This window comes from Blastococcus sp. SYSU D00922, from assembly GCF_054050495.1.
The window spans coordinates 59528-74996 of record NZ_JBJGZL010000015.1; the positions used below are offsets into that span (position 1 = coordinate 59528).

Below are 15469 nucleotides of genomic sequence, written 5' to 3' on the forward strand. Positions count from 1 at the left end.
ACCGCACCGGTCCGCGCGCACGGGAGCGGGACGCCGGACCCCCGGGCTCCGGCGTCCCGCTCCTCGGGTGGGAGGACGGTCAGCGCCTCCCGCAGGCGGTGAGGTCCACCCGCAGCTGCTGGCCGCGGTCGACCACCACCGGCACCCGCTGGCGCACCTGACCGTCGCGCTCACAGGTGAGCGTCCAGTTCTCGACCAGGCCCGGCACCACCGACGTCTCCGCCTCGAACAGCGACGCGGTCAGCGTCCAGCTCGGGGTCAGCGACGCGAAGTTGACCACCCGCAGCACGTAGGTGCCCTGCGCCGGGTCCTGGAGCAGCACCCGCTCCTTCTCGGCGACCGAGTTGCCGGAGCTGCCGGCCTGGGTGAGCGAGCCGTCGGCGTTCTTCCGGTAGACCTCGAGATCCAGGTCGTCCGGCGTCGGCCAGTCGAGGGTGATCTCGAGCAGGTCGACGTCCCGGTCGACGGTGAACTCCTGGTCGGTGCTCTGCAGCGGCGCCGTCGTCCCGGTCCAGGACTGCTCCGCGACCGGCTCCCCGGACACGGTCTCGACCTGGCGGTCCATCACCACCGGGCGCGTCGACGGGTTCACGTGCCAGGTGTACCGACCGTCCCGGCCGACCGTCATCGTCGTGTCGAGGGTGTCCTCCACGACGCCGTCCCAGGTCGGGGTGGCGAAGGTCTTCTGCAGCCGCAGGGTGGCCCCGGCCGGCGCGCGGCCGGTCAGCACCGAGTGGGTCTCCGGGTCGACCGCGTTGGCCAGCGCGAGGAGGAAGGCCTCGCGGTTGCCCTTGCCGGCGTACTGCCCGGCGCCGAGGTACTCGTCGACCACCTCGGGGAACGGCGGGTGGAACTCGTCGGGCCCGATCTCGAAGGTGTAGCCGAAGCCGCCGGTCGCGTTGTACGACCAGTCCTCGACCGAGCCGGTGGTGTCGTAGAGCTCCCAGGCGTGCTGGCTCGTGTAGCCGTTCTGCGCCGCCATCGCGTCGCCGAGCTCCTTGAGCGCCGCCTCGTCGTACGGGTCGCCCAGCGGCACGCCCTCGCTGGGCGGCACCAGGTCGGGGGCCGCGCCGTTGGGGCGCAGCACCAGGTTCGAGAACGTGTGGTTGGTGATCAGCGTGGTCACCTGGCGCCCGCTGATCAGCTCGCGGATGTTCTGCGTCTCCGGCTCGGAGAACGCCGACGCCCCGCGGTACGTCGGGTCGGCGAACACGTCGGAGGCGCCCGGCCCGCCCCAGTAGCCGCCGTAGTTGCGGTTCAGGTCGACGCCGATGCCGTAGCCGCCGTTGCTCGTGGGCGCCAGGGCGCAGGTGCCGTCCGGGGTGTCCTGCCCGTCGACGACGCGGCAGTTCTTCCGCATGTACGCGTTGCCGGGCGTGCCCAGGATCGTCGCGGTGCCGCCCTGGTCCACCTCGCGCAGGTCGACCAGGCCGCCGTCGGTGCGCGACTTGTGGAAGCCGTCGACGTTCAGCACCGGGACGACGACGACCCGCGAGCGGTCCACCAGGTCGGTGATCCGGGGGTCGGTGCCGTAGTTCTCCACCAGGTCGACGGCGAACTCCATCGCGTGCTCACCCGAGGGCCACTCCCGTGCGTGGTGCACCCCGAGCATGAGGAACACCGGCAGGCCGCGCTCGGGGCCGGTCACGTCCCTGCCGATCTCGATGCCGTTGATCGGCCGGCCGTCGAGCGAGGGGCGCGGGAGCGTGAACGACTTCACCAGGTCGGGGTGCGCCTCGGCCAGCGCCGCCATGTCGGCGTTGAACTCGTCGAGGGTGCGATAGGCGTCGCGGCCCGAGGGGAGCGGGGAGGTGGTCGTGGCCGCCGCGTACGCGGCGTTGACCTCGTTGTTCTGCGCCTCGCGGAGGAGCAGGTCGGGGATGCGGACGTCGAAGTCGAGCCCCGCCGTGGTCAGCGCCGCGACGTCGGCCAGGCTGTGCAGCACCACCTCGACGTAGTCCTGCCCCGCGTGCTCGGTGAGGTCCAGGCCGAGGGACTCCAGCCGGTCCCGGTCGGCGGCGGTCGGGGTGTCGACGGTGACCAGCTGCGGGCGGAACAGCTCGGGGTCGGCCCCAGCCGGCGCGGTGGGGCCGGCCGTGGTGAGCACCACCAGGGTGGCCGTGGCCAGGGCGCACAGGCCCGTCCGTCTCGGCAGCGATCGAGGCATCATGTGCGTCTCCGGTCCAGCTCGGCGGCGTGTTGCAGACCCAACGAGCACGGCGCCGGGAGGTCACGAGGCGCGGAGGAGCCCTCCGTCGAGCCGGCGGTGGGTGACCCCGCCCAGCCGCAGCGACACGACGCGGCCGGACGCGTCCCGCTCCACCGGGACCAGCTCACCGGCGGGGCCGAAGCCCGGCTGGGCGGCGACCCGCAGGGTGTCCGCGTCCACCACCTCGAGCTCCTCCGCACCCGGGAGCGGGTCGTCGGAGGTCGGCCGGACCAGCACGAGGCGGCCGCCCAGCTCCGCGACGTCGACGACGCCCCACAGGCTGGCGAACCGGCCGGTGAACGACGCGAGCGGCACCCCCGGGGGCGGTGCGGGCACCTCGGCGCGCGGGCTCAGCGCGACGTCGATCAGCTTGACCAGCCCGACCGCGAGGCCCTCCGCCGGCCCGTCGACCGCGTTGGTCAGCACGCTCACGACCAGCTGCCCGACCGGGTCGACCAGCGTGAGCGTGATGTGCCCGGGGTAGCCGCCGCTGTGCCCGACGAGCTCCCGCTCGCCCACCTTCTGCAGGGCCATGCCGACGCCGTACCGGCCGACCTCGCTCCCGTACGCCGTCACGACCGACTCCAGCCGCTGCATCAGCCGCTTCGAGTCGTCGGTCAGCAGCCGCTCGTCGCCCAGGAAGTGGGCCGATCCGTAGGTGCAGAGGTCCTCCGCGGTGGACCAGAAGCCGGTGGCCGGAGCCATCGCCCCGGTGGGGACCGGCGCGAGCGCCTCCCGCGCGGTCGCGCCCAGCAGCAGCCCGGTGTGCCCCGAGGCGTACTCCCCGGCGCGCGCCGGGTCGTGGTCCGCGCCGGTGCGCGTCAGGCCGAGCGGCTCGACCACCGCCCTGCGCACGTGGTCGGCGTACGGGGTCCCGGTCACCGCCTCGACGGCCAGGCCGAGGAGCGCGTAGCCGAGGTTGGAGTACTTGAAGTGCTCGTTGCGGCGGTGCACGGCCCCCGCGTGCAGGACCTCGCGCAGCACGCCGTCCCGGTCGAGGAAGGGCTCCTCCAGCTGCCAGAAGTCGGCGCGCGCCCCGTCGCGGACCACGCCGCCCTGGTGGCCGAGCAGCTCGCGGACCGTCACGGCAGCGACGTCCGAGCCCTCCAGCTCGCTGACGTGCCGGCCGATCGGGTCGTCGAGCCGGAGCCGGCCGGCCTCGGCCAGCTGGAGCACCGCGGTCGCCGTGAACGTCTTCGAGTGCGACGCGACGGGGAAGAGGTGCCCGGTCGTCAGCGGCGTGCCGGCGACCTCGTCGGCCACGCCCACGGCCGCCGACAGCACCAGCTCGTCGCCGGAGCGGACGGCCACCTGCACTCCCGGCACCCGGCGGTGCGCGGCCTGCGCCTCGACCCACGACCGCAGGTAGGGGGCGGCCGAGCGGATCGTCGCGGTCGTCACGGGCGCCCAGCGTAGGCAATTCGGGCGGGTTCCCTGGACCGGCCGACGGCCAGCCTGTACACCGGCGGGGTGACGACCTCCCTGGCCGACCTGGACATGCCCGTGGTGCTGCCCCGCTGGGTCCCCTCCGGCGCCATCGAGGTCGTGGCGACCGGCAAGGGGAGGACCGGCTCGGGCCCCGAGTACTGGGACGACATCAGCGTCGGGCCGGCCGGGCACCGGAGCGGCCCCCGGCCCTGGACCGTGCGCACGCTGGCCCGCCGCGGTTGCCGGCCCGCCCGCAACGGTGGGTGGACCCAGGACCCCCCGCTTGACCGCGCGGCGGCCACCGCCGTCGTGGAGCTCCTCCTGCAGCGGATCCCGGACGGGCTACCGGGCGAGTCGGTCCGGGAGCTGGTGGACCGGGCCGGCGACACCGGCGACCGGGTGGCCCGGCGGCTGATGGACGAGCGCAGCTGGGACCGGGAGATCGCCGACGTCGACGGGCACGAGTTCGTCCTGTGGTTCCACGGCCGGCGGGAGGGCTTCGCGGCCGTCGCCGACCTCGGGCTGGTCACCCTGATCGCGCACGGCTCGGTGCCGCCCGACGTCTGGGTGTTCTCGCTGGTCTGGCCCGACCAGGCGCGCGCGGTCCTCGACCGGGCCCGGCGTCCTGGACAACGGAGCGGCCGTGCCTGACGCTTCCGGCATGGCGGAGCAGCGGTACTCCATCCCGCTCGACGAGCTGGTGTCGAGCGCGCGCGTCCCGGTCGCCGAGCAGGTCGAGCTGCAGGACGAGCCACGGCAGCTCCCGGCCGACTGGTCGGCGGGCGGTGCGCACCCCTACGGGGACGGGGCGTCCGGCGACGCCGACGGCGACTGAGCCGTCGGGCTAGGGGCGGGGGTTCACCCGGGTCCAGCGCTTCTCGTCGCGCCGGGCCCCGGTCGCGGCCAGGCAGCGTCGGCACACCTCCTGCACGCCCTCCGCGTGCCGGCCCGACTCCGGTTGCACGTCCGCCCAGCTGACGTGCGAGAAGCGGGCCAGGCGCGACCTGCTCAGCGACAGGCCGCAGAACGTCTCGTTCCGCCCCCGCTCCCAGGCGTGCACCTCACCCGCCGGGTACCGGATCCCGTCGTCGGGGTCGGTCCAGCGGTCGGTGGCCGCGACGGCCGCGCTGCGCAGTGCCATGGGGGCTCACTACCCGGGCGCCCGCCTCGGTCACCGGCCGGGCGGCAGGACCCGGTCGTTGCGCTTGCTCCAGCCGAGCGCGGCCGTGGCGGCGAAGAAGAGCACGCCGACGACGGCGAGCCAGAACAGGCCCTTCACCACCGCGCCGATCACGGTGACGGCCAGCCAGATCACCAGCAGCAGTCCGAGCAGGCGCAGCATCGGGTCTCCCCAGGTCGGAGCGGAGGGCTCCACCAGCGTAGAGCCGTCAGCAGCCCACGTCGGCGATGTCGTCGTCGGCCGCCCGGCCGGTCGCCGTCGCGAGGTCGTAGCCGGAGCAGAAGTAGAAGCTCAGCCGCTCCGACCGGTCCAGGGTCACCGGCCGCCAGGTGCCGGTCGCATCGGGCTCGAGGTACTCGAAGCTCTCCGCCAGCAGCGCCTCGTCGGCCGCCGGGTCGTGCTGGAGGTACTTCGCCAGCCACGCCTGCGTGTAGACGCTCGACAGCGCCTGGCCCCAGCGCGAGGCCGGCAGCACGTAGGCGATGTCGGTGTACTCCAGGTGGGTCGAGGCGCGGGGGACGACGACCATCGAGTCGACGCCGGCCGCCGTCCACCCGTCGAAGCCGGTGGCCAGCTCCCGGCGCGGGTCGGGCGCCTCGGTCGGCGAGCTCGCCCCGGAGGTGTCGAACAGACCGGAGTTCGCGAAGTACGGCGCCACGGTGAACCCGTACTCCGACTGGATGCCGAGGGCCGGCACGACCGGCTCCAGCGGCCCGAGGGCGTCGAACTCCTCGCCGTCGCGGACCGCCGCGGTCGTGGAGAGCTTGTCCAGGGCGACGACCGTCTGGATGCGCTCGTCCACCCCCTGCAGGTAGGAGACGGCGATGGCGCCGAGCGAGTGGCCGACCACGGCGAGCCGGGTGGTGCGGCCCGGTGTCGCGGTGTCCGGGTCGGGGGAGCGGTCGAAGGACTCCCACAGCGGGTTGTGGGCGTCGACGTCGGCGCTGCCCGCCGAGGGGTTGCCGTAGGGCGCCGACGGCGTGGAGAGGAAGAAGTCGATCGCGTCCTGGGTGCCGTGGACGAAGTTCGACGTCTGCTGGAACGGCACCCCGGGGCAGCCGGTCTGCTCGCCGGCGAGCGGAGCCGCGGCGAACGAGCAGTACGGCAGGTCGGCCGGGTCGGCCTGGTGGGGGAAGGTCTCGCTGCGGCCCTGCCCCTGGACGTCGTAGGTGAGGACGACGTAGCCGCGCTCGGCGAGGTCCTGGGCCAGCCACCAGTACATGCGCTCGCTGCCCTGCACCGAGCCCGTGGTCAGGACGACGCCCGGGAAGGGGCCCTCCAGCGGTTCGCCCGTGTAGGGGTCGGTCGCGCCCGGCAGCGGCGAGAAGACGTCGCCCTGGATCAGCGCCCCGTACCGGTTCGTGAAGGACACCGGCGTGATCTGCCCGCGCGTGCCGTCCCACCCGGCGCGGTAGGGGTTGCCGCTGTTCCACCCGGGCACCGCCTGCCCCGGCGTGAGCGCCGGCCGGTTCGGGCGCGCGGCCTGCGCGAGCAGGTCGGCGGCGAACAGGGGGTTGATGTGGACCAGGGACGCCAGCCCGTAGGCGGGGGAGAGCTGCCCGTCCGGCGCGGTCTGGCGGCCGTAGGCGTCGGCGATGTTCTGCGCGTCCCGGGCCAGGTACTCCGGCGTCCCGGGTGCGGGGTCGTCCGGCGCCGCGGCGGCGCCGGAACTCCCGGCGAGGACGACGGCGAGGGCGGCACCGAGGGCGAGCACGGCGCGGGGCAGCGGACGGCGCATGCGGACTCCTTCGTCGGCAGGTGCGCTGTCAACGAGCCGCCCCGGATCCGGTTACCGCCGGACACACGTATCGCTCCGCGGACGGGCCGGGCAGCATGGGGCCCATGAGCTACCGCGCAGCCGAGGACCGCTACGACTCGATGACCTACCGGCGGACCGGCCGCAGCGGCCTGGACCTGCCCGCGATCAGCCTGGGTCTCTGGCACAACTTCGGCGACGACGTGCCGTTCGACCGCCAGCGGGCGATCCTGCGGCGCGCCTTCGACCTGGGCATCACGCACTTCGACCTGGCCAACAACTACGGCCCGCCCTACGGCTCCGCGGAGACCAACTTCGGCCGCCACCTGGCCGACGACTTCGCGCCCTACCGCGACGAGCTGGTCATCTCCACCAAGGCCGGTTACGACATGTGGCCGGGCCCGTACGGCCAGGGCGGCGGCGGTCGCAAGTACGTGCTGTCCAGCCTCGACCAGTCGCTGCGCCGGATGGGCCTGGACTACGTCGACATCTTCTACAGCCACCGGCCCGACCCGACGACGCCGCTCGAGGAGACGATGGGCGCCCTCGACACCGCCGTCCGGTCCGGCCGCGCGCTGTACGCGGGCATCAGCTCCTACTCGCCGCAGGACACCGCCAAGGCGGCCGCGATCCTCGCCGACCTGGGGACGCCGCTGCTGATCCACCAGCCGTCGTACTCGATGCTCAACCGCTGGATCGAGACCGAGGGCCTCCTGGACACCCTCGAGCAGGTGGGTGCCGGCTGCATCGCCTTCTCCCCGCTGGCCCAGGGCATGCTCACCACCAAGTACCTGGACGGCGTCCCGGAGGGATCCCGCGCCGCGCAGGGCAAGTCGCTGTCGCCGGACCTGCTCAGCGAGGAGGCGCTCGGCCGCATCCGCACCCTGAACGACATCGCGAAGGGCCGCGGGCAGAGCCTGGCGCAGATGGCGCTGGCCTGGGCCCTGCGCGACCCGCGGATGACGACCGTGCTCATCGGGGCGAGCAGCGTCGGCCAGCTCGAGCAGAACGTCGCGGCGCTGGACAACCTGGCCTTCAACGACGACGAGCTGTGGGCCATCGACGAGCACGCCATCGACAGCGGGATCGACCTCTGGGAGGCGCCCCGCACGGCCTGACCGGCGTTTGCGCTCGTCGGCGCGGGCGGGGAGGCTCGGACCAGCCGGCGAGCGGGGGGACCACATGCGGGCGGACGAGGTCAGGGACGTCTCGGAGCTGGCGCGGCTCACGCTGCGCGGCAGCGCGACGCGCATCCACGAGCTGCACCAGGGGATCGCCGGGCGGGCGTTCCGCGCGGTCGGCCCGCCCGGCCGGCCGGTGCAGGTCGTGCACGACGCGATCGCCGGGCTCAGCTACTCGGGCGTCCGCCTGGCGCTGGGCGCCGGGGCCCGCGTCGCGGGCGAGGTGGCGGCGCTCGGCGCGAGCGGGCGGGCGATCGACACCGACCGGGCCGGCCGGGTGGCGGTCGCGATCCTCAACGGCGCGCACGGCGACCTCGTCCGGCGCGAGGCGCCGGCGCTGGCGCTGGACATGGCGGTGCGGGTCGACGGGCGGGCCGTGCCGCCGGAACCGGCCCCGCTCCAGGAGGCGTTCCCCGGGGCCACCGGCCGGCTGGCGGTCTTCCTGCACGGGCTCACCGAGACCGAGGCCTCCTGGTCCTACGGGGCGGAACGCCGCGGCGAGCCCGGGGTCACGTACGGCTCCCGGCTGCGCGACGAGCTCGGGCTGACCCCGGTCTACGTCCGCTACAACACCGGCCTGCACATCTCCGACAACGGCCGCGCTCTCGACGACCTGCTGGCCGCGCTGGTCGACGCCTGGCCGGTGCCGGTGCAGGACGTCGTCCTGATCGGCCACTCGATGGGCGGGCTGGTCGCCCGCAGCGCCCTGCACCGGGCCGGCGGCGGGACGCCCGAGGCGCGCGGCTGGACCCGGCTCGTCCGGGACACGATCACCCTCGGCTCGCCGCATCTGGGTGCGCCGCTGGAGCGGGGCGTCCACCGGCTCACCGCGCAGCTGGCCCGGCTGCCGGAGACCCGGCCGCTCGCCCGGCTGCTGACGCTGCGCAGCGTCGGGATCAAGGACCTGCGGCGCGGCACGCTGGTGGAGGCCGACTGGACCGACCGCGACCTCGACGCCGCGGGCCCGGCCGCGCACACGCACGTGCCGCTGCACGACGGCGCCCGCCACTTCGTCGTCCTGGCGACGCTGAGCCGGAACCCCTCCGGCCGGCTGGCGCACCTCCTCGGCGACCTGCTGGTGCTCCCGCGCAGCGCGAGCGGCGACACCGGCGACGACGACCGGCTCGCCTTCCCACCCGACCACGTGCACGCCCTGGGCGGGCTCCACCACTTCGACCTGCTCAACCACCCGCGGGTCCTCCAGCAGATCCGGCGGTGGCTGGAGCAGCGGCCGGAGGGCCCCCGTCCCGACGCGCCCGAGGTGCCGCCGGGGCGCTGACCAGGCATCCTGTGCCGGCCCGCGCGGAACCGAGCCATCGCGCGGTCGTTGTCCTTCAAAGACGAGGGAGAAGCAGTGGCCGACGAGCAGCCCAACATCCTGCGGCGGATCATCGACTGGCGCGTGGGCGCCGCCATGGAGCCGCACCCGCCGAACGAGACGGTGATGAAGCTCCAGCAGCCGTTCGTCGACCTGCTCGAGAAGTACTACTTCCGGGTCGAGGTGGAGGGCTGGGAGCGCGTCCCCGACGAGACCTGCCTGGTGATCGGCGTGCACTCCGGCGGGGCGCTGACGATGGACGCCTGGTCGCTGGTCAACGCCTGGCAGAAGCACTTCGACGGCAAGCGGGTCCTGCACGGCACCGCCCACGACGTGCTCATGGCCGCGCCCGGTCTCGGTGACTACTTCCGCGCCGTCGGCGTGATCGCCGCCAACCGGAAGAGCGTCGGCGCCGCCCTGGAGCGCGGGGACGACGTCGTCGTCTGGCCGGGCGGCGAGGTGGACTCGATGCGGAGCTGGCGCAAGCGCGACGTCGCCACGCTGGCCGGGCGGAAGGGCTTCGTGAAGCAGGCCATCCGGTCCGGCGTCCCGATCCTGCCGGTCGCCACCGTGGGCGGGCACGACACCGTGTTCGTCCTGAACGAGGGGGAGTGGCTGGCCGACGCCCTCGACAAGCTGCTCGGGCTGAAGAAGACGCTGCGCGGCTCGAAGCTCCCGATCATCTCCGGCTTCCCCTTCCCGATCGCCGTGGAGATCCTCCCGGCGCACGTGCCGCTGCCGGCGAAGATCCGCACGGAGATCCTGGAACCGATCGAGGTGGACACCGACCCCGCGCGGGCCGACGACGACGCCTACGTGCAGAAGATCTACGACCGGGTGGAGGCCGACATCCAGGCCGGCATGGATCGGCTGGCGGAGAAGCGGACCCTGCCGGTGCTGGGCTGAGCGATAGCCGCTCGACGGGACCCCGCGAGGTTGGCAGGCTGACCCGCGACGACCGACGACGACGACGGACGGAGCAGCGATGGCGGCGCGGTACGAGTACAAGGTCGAGGAGATCCGCGAGGGGATGCTCGGCGGCAAGATGTCCGGTGACAAGCTGGAGAAGGTGCTCAACGACCGCGCCCGCGACGGCTGGCAGCTGAAGGCCATCACGGCAGTCGAGGTCAAGGGGCGCATCGGCCCCGGCGGCGTCGAGGGCGTCCTCGTGACGTTCGAGCGGCCGGTCGCGTGACGACGATCCCGCAGCTGAGCGACGAGGCGGCCGCGCGCTGGCTCACCGAGCACCGCGCCGGCGTCGCCCCGGAGGACGCGCTCGCCTTCTTCGACGGTCTGCCCACGGTGCCGGTCGCCGACATGCTGGGCCGCTGGCGGGGGAGCGGCCTGCCGACCGGTTCGAAGCTGGACGGGCTGCTGGAGGCCTACGGCTGGTACGGCAAGGAGTTCAACGGCGCCGAGTCGGTCCACCCGCTGCTGTTCACCGGCCGCGGAGGCCGGCCGCGGCCGGTCGACCCGGCGTGGCTCCCGCTGTCGCTGCTGCGTGACTACGCGGGGCTGGCGCGGCTCTGGCCGGTCCGGACGGCGTTCGGTCGGCTGCGCCCGCTGCTCCACACGAACCGGCCGAAGGCGCGGCTGCGCACGATCGAGCACCGCGGCGTGAACACCGCCGCGATGGTCTACGACGCGCTGCCGATCATCGACGTCTTCCGGCGGATCGGCCCGGACACCGTCATCGGCGCCATGGACATGCGCGGGCTGCCGGCGCCGTTCTTCTTCCTGCTGGAGCGCGAGGCGGTCAGCGACTGACGCCGAGCTCCCCGACGAGGGTCCGGATGCGGCGCTCGATCTCGTCGCGGATCGGGCGCACCGCCTCGACGCCCTGTCCGGCCGGGTCCTCGAGCTCCCAGTCGAGGTAGCGCTTGCCCGGGAAGACCGGGCAGGCGTCCCCGCAGCCCATGGTGATGACGACGTCGGAGGCCTCGACCGCCTCGGTGGTCAGGACCTTCGGGCTCTGGTCGGAGATGTCGATGCCGACCTCGGCCATGGCGGCGACCGCGGACGGGTTGACCCGGTCGCCGGGCAGCGAGCCGGCCGAGCGGACCTCGACGCCGTCGCCGGCGAGGTGGCGCAACCACCCGGCCGCCATCTGGGAACGGCCCGCGTTGTGCACGCAGACGAACAGGACGCTGGGCTTGTCGGGCACGGCGAGCACCTCTCGGTGGGTCAGGCGGGGGGAGCCGTCGGTCATCGAGACTCCTCGACGGTGGTGTGGGGGGCCGGCCCGGCGGCGTCCTCGTGCGGGACGACCACGGCGTCGGCGACCTCGGCGATGCGGGGGTGGAGCAGCGCCACGGCGACGACCGCGAGGGCACCGCCCACCAGCTGCATGAGGAGGAACATCGGGACCGACGACGGCGCGATGCCGGCGAAGGTGTCCGAGAGCGTGCGGGCGACGTCGATCATCGGGTTGGCGAAGCTGGTGGACGACGACCACCAGTAGGCCGCCGTGATGTACGCGCCCACGGCGAACGGCGCGAGGGAGGCGCGGCCGGCGCGGACCAGGGAGAAGATCAGCACGACCAGGCCGAACGTGGCGACCGCCTCCGACAGCCACAGGCCTCCGCCCGAGCGGTCGTTCCCCGAGATGGAGACCGCCGGCAGGTCGAACATGAGGTTGGCCACGATCGCGCCGACGGCCCCGCCGACCAGCTGGGCCGGCAGGTAGACCGCCACCTGCCGGTTGCTCACGCCGCCGAAGAACCGGTCCGCCAGCGTGACGACCGGGTTGAAGTGCCCGCCGGACACCGGGCCGAAGGCGAGGATGAGGGCGACCAGCCCCGCTCCGGTGGCGAGTGCGTTCTCCAGGAGCTGGAGCCCGACGTCGTCCGGCGACAGCCGCTGGGCGGCGATCCCGGAGCCGATGACGACCGTGACGAGCCCGGCCGAGCCCAGGAACTCGGCCAGCGCCTGCCGGGTGAGGACGCTCAGCCGCACGGCCGCTTCACCGCGAGGGAGAGCCGGGACCGGGAGGCGAGTGCGGCCGACGCGGCCGACAGCTGCTCGAGCCGATCCGGGACCAGCCGGTGGTACGTGTAGCGGCCGGCCTGCTCGCTGACGACGAGGCCCGCTTCCCGCAGCACCCGCAGGTGGTTGGAGACGTTGGTCTGCGTGGCCCCGAGCTCATCCACGAGGTGGCAGGTGCACAGCTGCTCGCCGGCCAGCAGCTCGACGATCTGCTGCCGCATGGGGTCGGCGACCGCGCGCAGCACCGCGCGATCCATCAGCGTGGCCTGATCTATCAGCACAAGCTGATGAGACAGGGCCGGCGGCCAGCGGCGCAAGCGAACTCCTGGTGAACGCGGCTCAGGGGGCGAGGGCGTCGCGGAGCACGTCGAGCGCGGCGGGGACCACCGCGTACCAGACGTTGCGCCCGCGCCGTTCGCTGGTGGCCAGGCCCGCGTCCACGAGGACCTTGAGGTGGTGGGACACGGTCGGCTGGCTCTTGCCCACCGGCTCGACGAGGTCGCACGCGCACACCGCGCCACCTTCGGCGGTGGCCAGCAGGGACACCAGGCGCAGGCGGACGGGGTCGGCCAGCGCCGCGAACTGCCGGGAGAGCGTCTGCGCGTCCGCCTCGCCGAGGGGTTCGGCGGCCAGGGGTGCGCAGCAGGCGACGACCTGGGGCTGGTCCAGCACGGGCAGGTCGCGCAGCGTCGTCACGGGGCTCTCCGGGGGACTCGGCGAAGAAGTATTGACAGACGTCGATACTACGGTCATCGTTCCGTATCGACAACTGTCGATATGTTCTTGACCCCAGGAGGACCCATGTCCCGCGTGCAGCTCGCTCTCCGGGTGGCCGACCTCGAGGCCGCCGTGGACTTCTACTCGCGCCTGTTCGCCACCGAGCCGGCGAAGCGGCGCCCCGGCTACGCCAACTTCGCCGTCACCGAGCCGCCGCTCAAGCTGGTCCTGCTGGAGGGCGAGCCCGGCGAGCCGACGCGCATGGACCACCTCGGCGTCGAGGTGCCCTCCACGGACGAGGTCACGGCGGCCACGGGGCGCCTCGCCGGGGCCGGCCTCGCGACGCGGGTCGAGGACGGCACCACCTGTTGCTACGCCGTCCAGGACAAGGTGTGGGTGACCGGTCCGGGCGGCGAGCCGTGGGAGGTCTACACCGTCACGGGCGACGCGCGTGCCGACCTGGAGGGGCAGACGGCGGCGGACCTGTCCGACGTCGGCGGCGACGGCACCTGCTGCACGCCCGAGGCATCCCGTACCGACGCGCGGCTCGCCGCGTCCTGCTGCTGAGAGGAGTTCCGCCGTGCACGCCCACCTGAGCGACGTCGCCTTTACCGCCCACCGGTCGGACCTGCTGGCCGAGGGTGCGGTCTGGCGGGAGGCCTCCCGACCGGGGCCCTACGTCCGCGTGCCGCGATGGCTCGGCCTCACGGCGGAGCGCTTCGCGGCCTGGGCCGAGCGCCCGCGCGCCGGCCGGACGGCGGGCGTCTGCTGCCCCGCCTGAGGTCGAGTGCTACGAACTCGTGGTGATCAGGCGCTGATCACCACGAGTTCGTGGCGCTCGAGGAGGCGACGGTGGATCTCGACGAGGTGGCCGACGAGCTGTACGCCGTCCCGCCGGAGGAGTTCACCGCGCTCCGGAAGCAGCGGCAGGACGAGGCCAAGGCCGACGGCGACAAGGCCCTGGCCAAGGAGATCGGCGCGCTGCCCAAGCCGTCCGCGGCCGCCTGGGCCTGCAACCTCCTCGTGCGCGAGCAGCGCGCCGAGATCGAGGGGCTGGTCGAGCTCGGCGACCTCCTGCGCGAGGCGCAGGAGAACCTCGCCGGCGACCAGCTCAAGGCGCTCGACGTCCAGCGGCGGCAGCTGCTCAACGCCCTCACCCGCCAGGCGCGGGCGCTGGCGAACGACCGCGGGCACCCCGTCAGCACCGCCGTCGCCACCCAGGTCGAGGAGACCCTCCGGGCGGCGATGTCCGACCCCGAGGCGGGCCAGGCCCTGCTCACCGGCCGGCTCACCTCGCCGATGTCCTACAGCGGCATGGGGACGACGGTGGCCAAGCCCGACCTCCGGCTCGTCCACCCGCCCACGCCGGAGCGGACGGAGAAGCCGGCGAAGGCGCCCGCGCCGAGGAAGCAGGCGGGGGAGTCGGCGGCCGACCGCCGGGCGCGCGAGCAGGAGGAGCGGCGCCGCGCCGCGGAGGAGAAGCGGCAGCGCGAACTCGCCCGGGCCAGGGAGGCGGCCGAGGCCGCCGAGGCCGCGGCGGAGGACGCGGCCGCCGCCGCGGAGGAGCAGCGGCGCGAGGTCGACCAGCTCGACCGGCGCCGGACGGAGCTGCAGGAGCGGGTCGACGAGCTGGCCGAGCAGCTCGCGGACGCCGAGCGGGCGGTCGCCGACGCCGCCGCCACGCTCAAGCGGGCCCAGCGCCGCCTGACCGCGGCCCAGCACGAGGCCGACGAGGCGGCGGAGACCCGCGACCGCGCCGTCGCGCACGCCGAGGCCCTCGCCGGCGGCGGCTGACCGCCGGCCTCTTGCCCGCCCGCCGCGTGAGGTCGACACTCTGCGCCACCTGCCCCGATGACGCGGAGGACACCGTGAGCTCACCCCACGAGGCGGACATCGAGCGGACCTCACCGGACCACTCCCGCAGCGGCGACGACGTGGCCGAGGCCATCGAGGTCGCCGAGCGCGGCAGCTCGGTGCAGGAGGTGCACGACCAGGGCGCCGGGAACACCACCGGGCAGGCGCCGGTGGAGCAGCGGTACGGCGACCCGGAGATGACCGAGGGCCAGGTCGTGCTCGGCGACGGCGAACCCGGACGCCACGCCCCGATCGGCCTCGACCCGGAGGCCGGCAGCTCCGGCGCCGCGCAGTCGGAGCCGGGGGCCCGCATCTCCGACCGCGTCGCCGCGGGCGAGGAGCCGCCCGCCGACCCCTCGGCCGGCTAGTCCTCGATGACCGCCAGTCCTTGCTCGCGCAGCCGCGCGAGCGAATCGAGCATGCCCGTCACGGTCGCCGGGTCGTGCCCCTCCCAGTCGACGACCTCGCCGACGACCCGGACCGGGTGGCGGGTGCGGTAGGACTGCGTCGGGTTGCCGGGGAACCGCTTGTCGGTGACGTTGGGGTCGTCCTCGAAGGGTCCCTGCGGCTCGACGACGTAGACGTGCCCCCGCTCCTCGAGCCCGGCCAGCGCGGTGGACAGCTCCGCGCCCCACGCGGCCGTCTCCGGCAGCGCGGTGAAGTAGACGTTGTTCGAGACCCGGCCCTCCTCGAAGTTGGAGCCGTGCCCGGCGACCAGCTCCTCGCCGACCGCCAGCACGGCCTTCGTCCCGTGGAAGAAGGGGCCGGTGACGTGCGCGCAGTGCTCGTAGGTCACGGGCACGCGGGGTCCGCCGGTGGTGTCCATCGCCGTCCTCTCCGG

At 74.1% G+C, this 15469-nt stretch carries 21 protein-coding genes; 11 read left to right on the plus strand and 10 right to left on the minus strand.

Going from position 1 to position 15469, the window contains the following annotated elements; genetic code table 11:
- Positions 1-79: 79 nt before the first annotated feature.
- Positions 80-2170, minus strand: coding sequence for a M14 family metallopeptidase (locus ACI78T_RS18100; protein WP_456559515.1), 2091 nt, complete (start codon positions 2168-2170; stop codon positions 80-82).
- 60 nt (positions 2171-2230) lie between these two features.
- Positions 2231-3610 carry a serine hydrolase domain-containing protein gene (locus tag ACI78T_RS18105; protein WP_456559516.1) on the minus strand — a complete coding sequence of 460 codons (1380 nt, stop codon included), beginning with the start codon at positions 3608-3610 and terminating at the stop codon, positions 2231-2233.
- 69 nt (positions 3611-3679) lie between these two features.
- Between ACI78T_RS18105 and ACI78T_RS18110 the strand changes: the two genes are divergently transcribed.
- Positions 3680-4288, plus strand: a complete 609-nt coding sequence (locus tag ACI78T_RS18110; RefSeq protein ID WP_456559517.1) for a hypothetical protein — start codon at positions 3680-3682, stop codon at positions 4286-4288.
- A complete protein-coding gene (locus ACI78T_RS18115; RefSeq protein WP_456559518.1) occupies positions 4281-4472 on the plus strand; it encodes a hypothetical protein in 192 nt (63 codons plus the stop codon). The genes ACI78T_RS18110 and ACI78T_RS18115 overlap by 8 nt, the downstream gene beginning before the upstream one ends.
- Before the next feature lie 9 nt (positions 4473-4481).
- Here the strand turns inward: ACI78T_RS18115 and ACI78T_RS18120 are convergent, their stop codons facing one another.
- From ACI78T_RS18120 to ACI78T_RS18130, 3 genes are read right to left on the minus strand one after another with little or no spacing between them, the layout of a single operon-like run.
- Positions 4482-4778 carry a hypothetical protein gene (locus ACI78T_RS18120; RefSeq protein WP_456559519.1) on the minus strand — a complete coding sequence of 99 codons (297 nt, stop codon included), beginning with the start codon at positions 4776-4778 and terminating at the stop codon, positions 4482-4484.
- 30 nt (positions 4779-4808) lie between these two features.
- Complete coding sequence (locus ACI78T_RS18125) at positions 4809-4979, minus strand: hypothetical protein (RefSeq protein WP_456559520.1); 171 nt, start codon at positions 4977-4979, stop codon at positions 4809-4811.
- Positions 4980-5025: 46 nt separating this feature from the next.
- On the minus strand, positions 5026-6555 hold the full coding sequence (locus ACI78T_RS18130) for a hypothetical protein (RefSeq protein ID WP_456559521.1): 1530 nt from the start codon (positions 6553-6555) through the stop codon (positions 5026-5028).
- Positions 6556-6659: 104 nt separating this feature from the next.
- On the opposite strand from ACI78T_RS18130, the gene mgrA reads away from it, so the two are divergent.
- The 5 genes from mgrA to ACI78T_RS18155 all read left to right on the plus strand — a co-directional run bounded on the left by mgrA (position 6660) and on the right by ACI78T_RS18155 (position 10839).
- On the plus strand, positions 6660-7691 hold the full coding sequence (gene mgrA, locus ACI78T_RS18135; RefSeq protein WP_456559522.1) for an L-glyceraldehyde 3-phosphate reductase: 1032 nt from the start codon (positions 6660-6662) through the stop codon (positions 7689-7691).
- A 64-nt stretch (positions 7692-7755) separates the two neighbouring features.
- Positions 7756-9033, plus strand: a complete 1278-nt coding sequence (locus ACI78T_RS18140) for a PGAP1-like alpha/beta domain-containing protein (protein WP_456559523.1) — start codon at positions 7756-7758, stop codon at positions 9031-9033.
- Between the two features lie 75 nt (positions 9034-9108).
- The gene (locus ACI78T_RS18145) at positions 9109-9978 is read left to right on the plus strand and encodes a lysophospholipid acyltransferase family protein (RefSeq protein WP_456559524.1); all 870 of its coding nucleotides are present in this window, start codon (positions 9109-9111) and stop codon (positions 9976-9978) included.
- A gap of 79 nt (positions 9979-10057) precedes the next feature.
- Positions 10058-10267, plus strand: a complete 210-nt coding sequence (locus tag ACI78T_RS18150; protein WP_116453007.1) for a DUF4177 domain-containing protein — start codon at positions 10058-10060, stop codon at positions 10265-10267.
- Positions 10264-10839 (plus strand): DUF4334 domain-containing protein, encoded by a 576-nt coding sequence (locus tag ACI78T_RS18155; RefSeq protein WP_456559525.1) that lies wholly within the window; start codon positions 10264-10266, stop codon positions 10837-10839. Before ACI78T_RS18150 ends, ACI78T_RS18155 begins: the two co-directional genes overlap by 4 nt.
- Here the strand turns inward: ACI78T_RS18155 and ACI78T_RS18160 are convergent.
- The 4 genes from ACI78T_RS18160 to ACI78T_RS18175 all read right to left on the minus strand — a co-directional run bounded on the left by ACI78T_RS18160 (position 10829) and on the right by ACI78T_RS18175 (position 12753).
- Entirely contained in the window at positions 10829-11281 is a 453-nt protein-coding gene (locus ACI78T_RS18160; RefSeq protein WP_456559526.1) for an arsenate reductase ArsC, read from the minus strand. The two genes, ACI78T_RS18155 and ACI78T_RS18160, sit on opposite strands and share 11 nt — an antisense overlap.
- A complete protein-coding gene (locus tag ACI78T_RS18165) occupies positions 11278-12027 on the minus strand; it encodes an aquaporin (RefSeq protein ID WP_456559527.1) in 750 nt (249 codons plus the stop codon). The genes ACI78T_RS18160 and ACI78T_RS18165 overlap by 4 nt, the downstream gene beginning before the upstream one ends.
- Positions 12018-12314, minus strand: coding sequence for an ArsR/SmtB family transcription factor (locus ACI78T_RS18170; RefSeq protein ID WP_456559528.1), 297 nt, complete (start codon positions 12312-12314; stop codon positions 12018-12020). The genes ACI78T_RS18165 and ACI78T_RS18170 overlap by 10 nt, the downstream gene beginning before the upstream one ends.
- 82 nt (positions 12315-12396) lie before the next feature.
- Complete coding sequence (locus ACI78T_RS18175) at positions 12397-12753, minus strand: metalloregulator ArsR/SmtB family transcription factor (protein ID WP_456559529.1); 357 nt, start codon at positions 12751-12753, stop codon at positions 12397-12399.
- A gap of 105 nt (positions 12754-12858) precedes the next feature.
- Here ACI78T_RS18175 and ACI78T_RS18180 point away from each other — a divergent pair, with 105 nt between their 5' ends.
- From ACI78T_RS18180 to ACI78T_RS18195, 4 genes are all read left to right on the plus strand, one after another.
- Positions 12859-13341: an ArsI/CadI family heavy metal resistance metalloenzyme gene (locus ACI78T_RS18180; RefSeq protein ID WP_456559530.1), complete on the plus strand. Its 483-nt coding sequence runs from the start codon at positions 12859-12861 to the stop codon at positions 13339-13341.
- A gap of 13 nt (positions 13342-13354) precedes the next feature.
- Complete coding sequence (locus ACI78T_RS18185; protein WP_456559531.1) at positions 13355-13555, plus strand: hypothetical protein; 201 nt, start codon at positions 13355-13357, stop codon at positions 13553-13555.
- Between the two features lie 71 nt (positions 13556-13626).
- Positions 13627-14568, plus strand: a complete 942-nt coding sequence (locus ACI78T_RS18190) for a hypothetical protein (RefSeq protein WP_456559532.1) — start codon at positions 13627-13629, stop codon at positions 14566-14568.
- Between the two features lie 74 nt (positions 14569-14642).
- Positions 14643-14996, plus strand: a complete 354-nt coding sequence (locus ACI78T_RS18195; protein WP_456559533.1) for a hypothetical protein — start codon at positions 14643-14645, stop codon at positions 14994-14996.
- Here ACI78T_RS18195 and arr read toward each other — a convergent pair.
- Entirely contained in the window at positions 14993-15454 is a 462-nt protein-coding gene (arr, locus tag ACI78T_RS18200; protein ID WP_456559555.1) for an NAD(+)--rifampin ADP-ribosyltransferase, read from the minus strand. The genes ACI78T_RS18195 and arr overlap by 4 nt on opposite strands.
- Positions 15455-15469 lie beyond the last annotated feature (15 nt).

Coding starts and splice junctions, on each gene's coding strand:
- ACI78T_RS18150 (WP_116453007.1), top strand. CDS start 10,058: ATGGCGGCGCGGTACGAGTACAAGGTCGAGGAGATCCGCGAGGGGATG.
- ACI78T_RS18160 (WP_456559526.1), bottom strand. CDS start 11,281: ATGACCGACGGCTCCCCCCGCCTGACCCACCGAGAGGTGCTCGCCGTG.
- mgrA (WP_456559522.1), top strand. CDS start 6,660: ATGAGCTACCGCGCAGCCGAGGACCGCTACGACTCGATGACCTACCGG.
- ACI78T_RS18100 (WP_456559515.1), bottom strand. CDS start 2,170: ATGATGCCTCGATCGCTGCCGAGACGGACGGGCCTGTGCGCCCTGGCC.
- ACI78T_RS18140 (WP_456559523.1), top strand. CDS start 7,756: ATGCGGGCGGACGAGGTCAGGGACGTCTCGGAGCTGGCGCGGCTCACG.
- ACI78T_RS18120 (WP_456559519.1), bottom strand. CDS start 4,778: ATGGCACTGCGCAGCGCGGCCGTCGCGGCCACCGACCGCTGGACCGAC.
- arr (WP_456559555.1), bottom strand. CDS start 15,454: ATGGACACCACCGGCGGACCCCGCGTGCCCGTGACCTACGAGCACTGC.
- ACI78T_RS18125 (WP_456559520.1), bottom strand. CDS start 4,979: ATGCTGCGCCTGCTCGGACTGCTGCTGGTGATCTGGCTGGCCGTCACC.
- ACI78T_RS18130 (WP_456559521.1), bottom strand. CDS start 6,555: ATGCGCCGTCCGCTGCCCCGCGCCGTGCTCGCCCTCGGTGCCGCCCTC.
- ACI78T_RS18170 (WP_456559528.1), bottom strand. CDS start 12,314: ATGGATCGCGCGGTGCTGCGCGCGGTCGCCGACCCCATGCGGCAGCAG.
- ACI78T_RS18180 (WP_456559530.1), top strand. CDS start 12,859: ATGTCCCGCGTGCAGCTCGCTCTCCGGGTGGCCGACCTCGAGGCCGCC.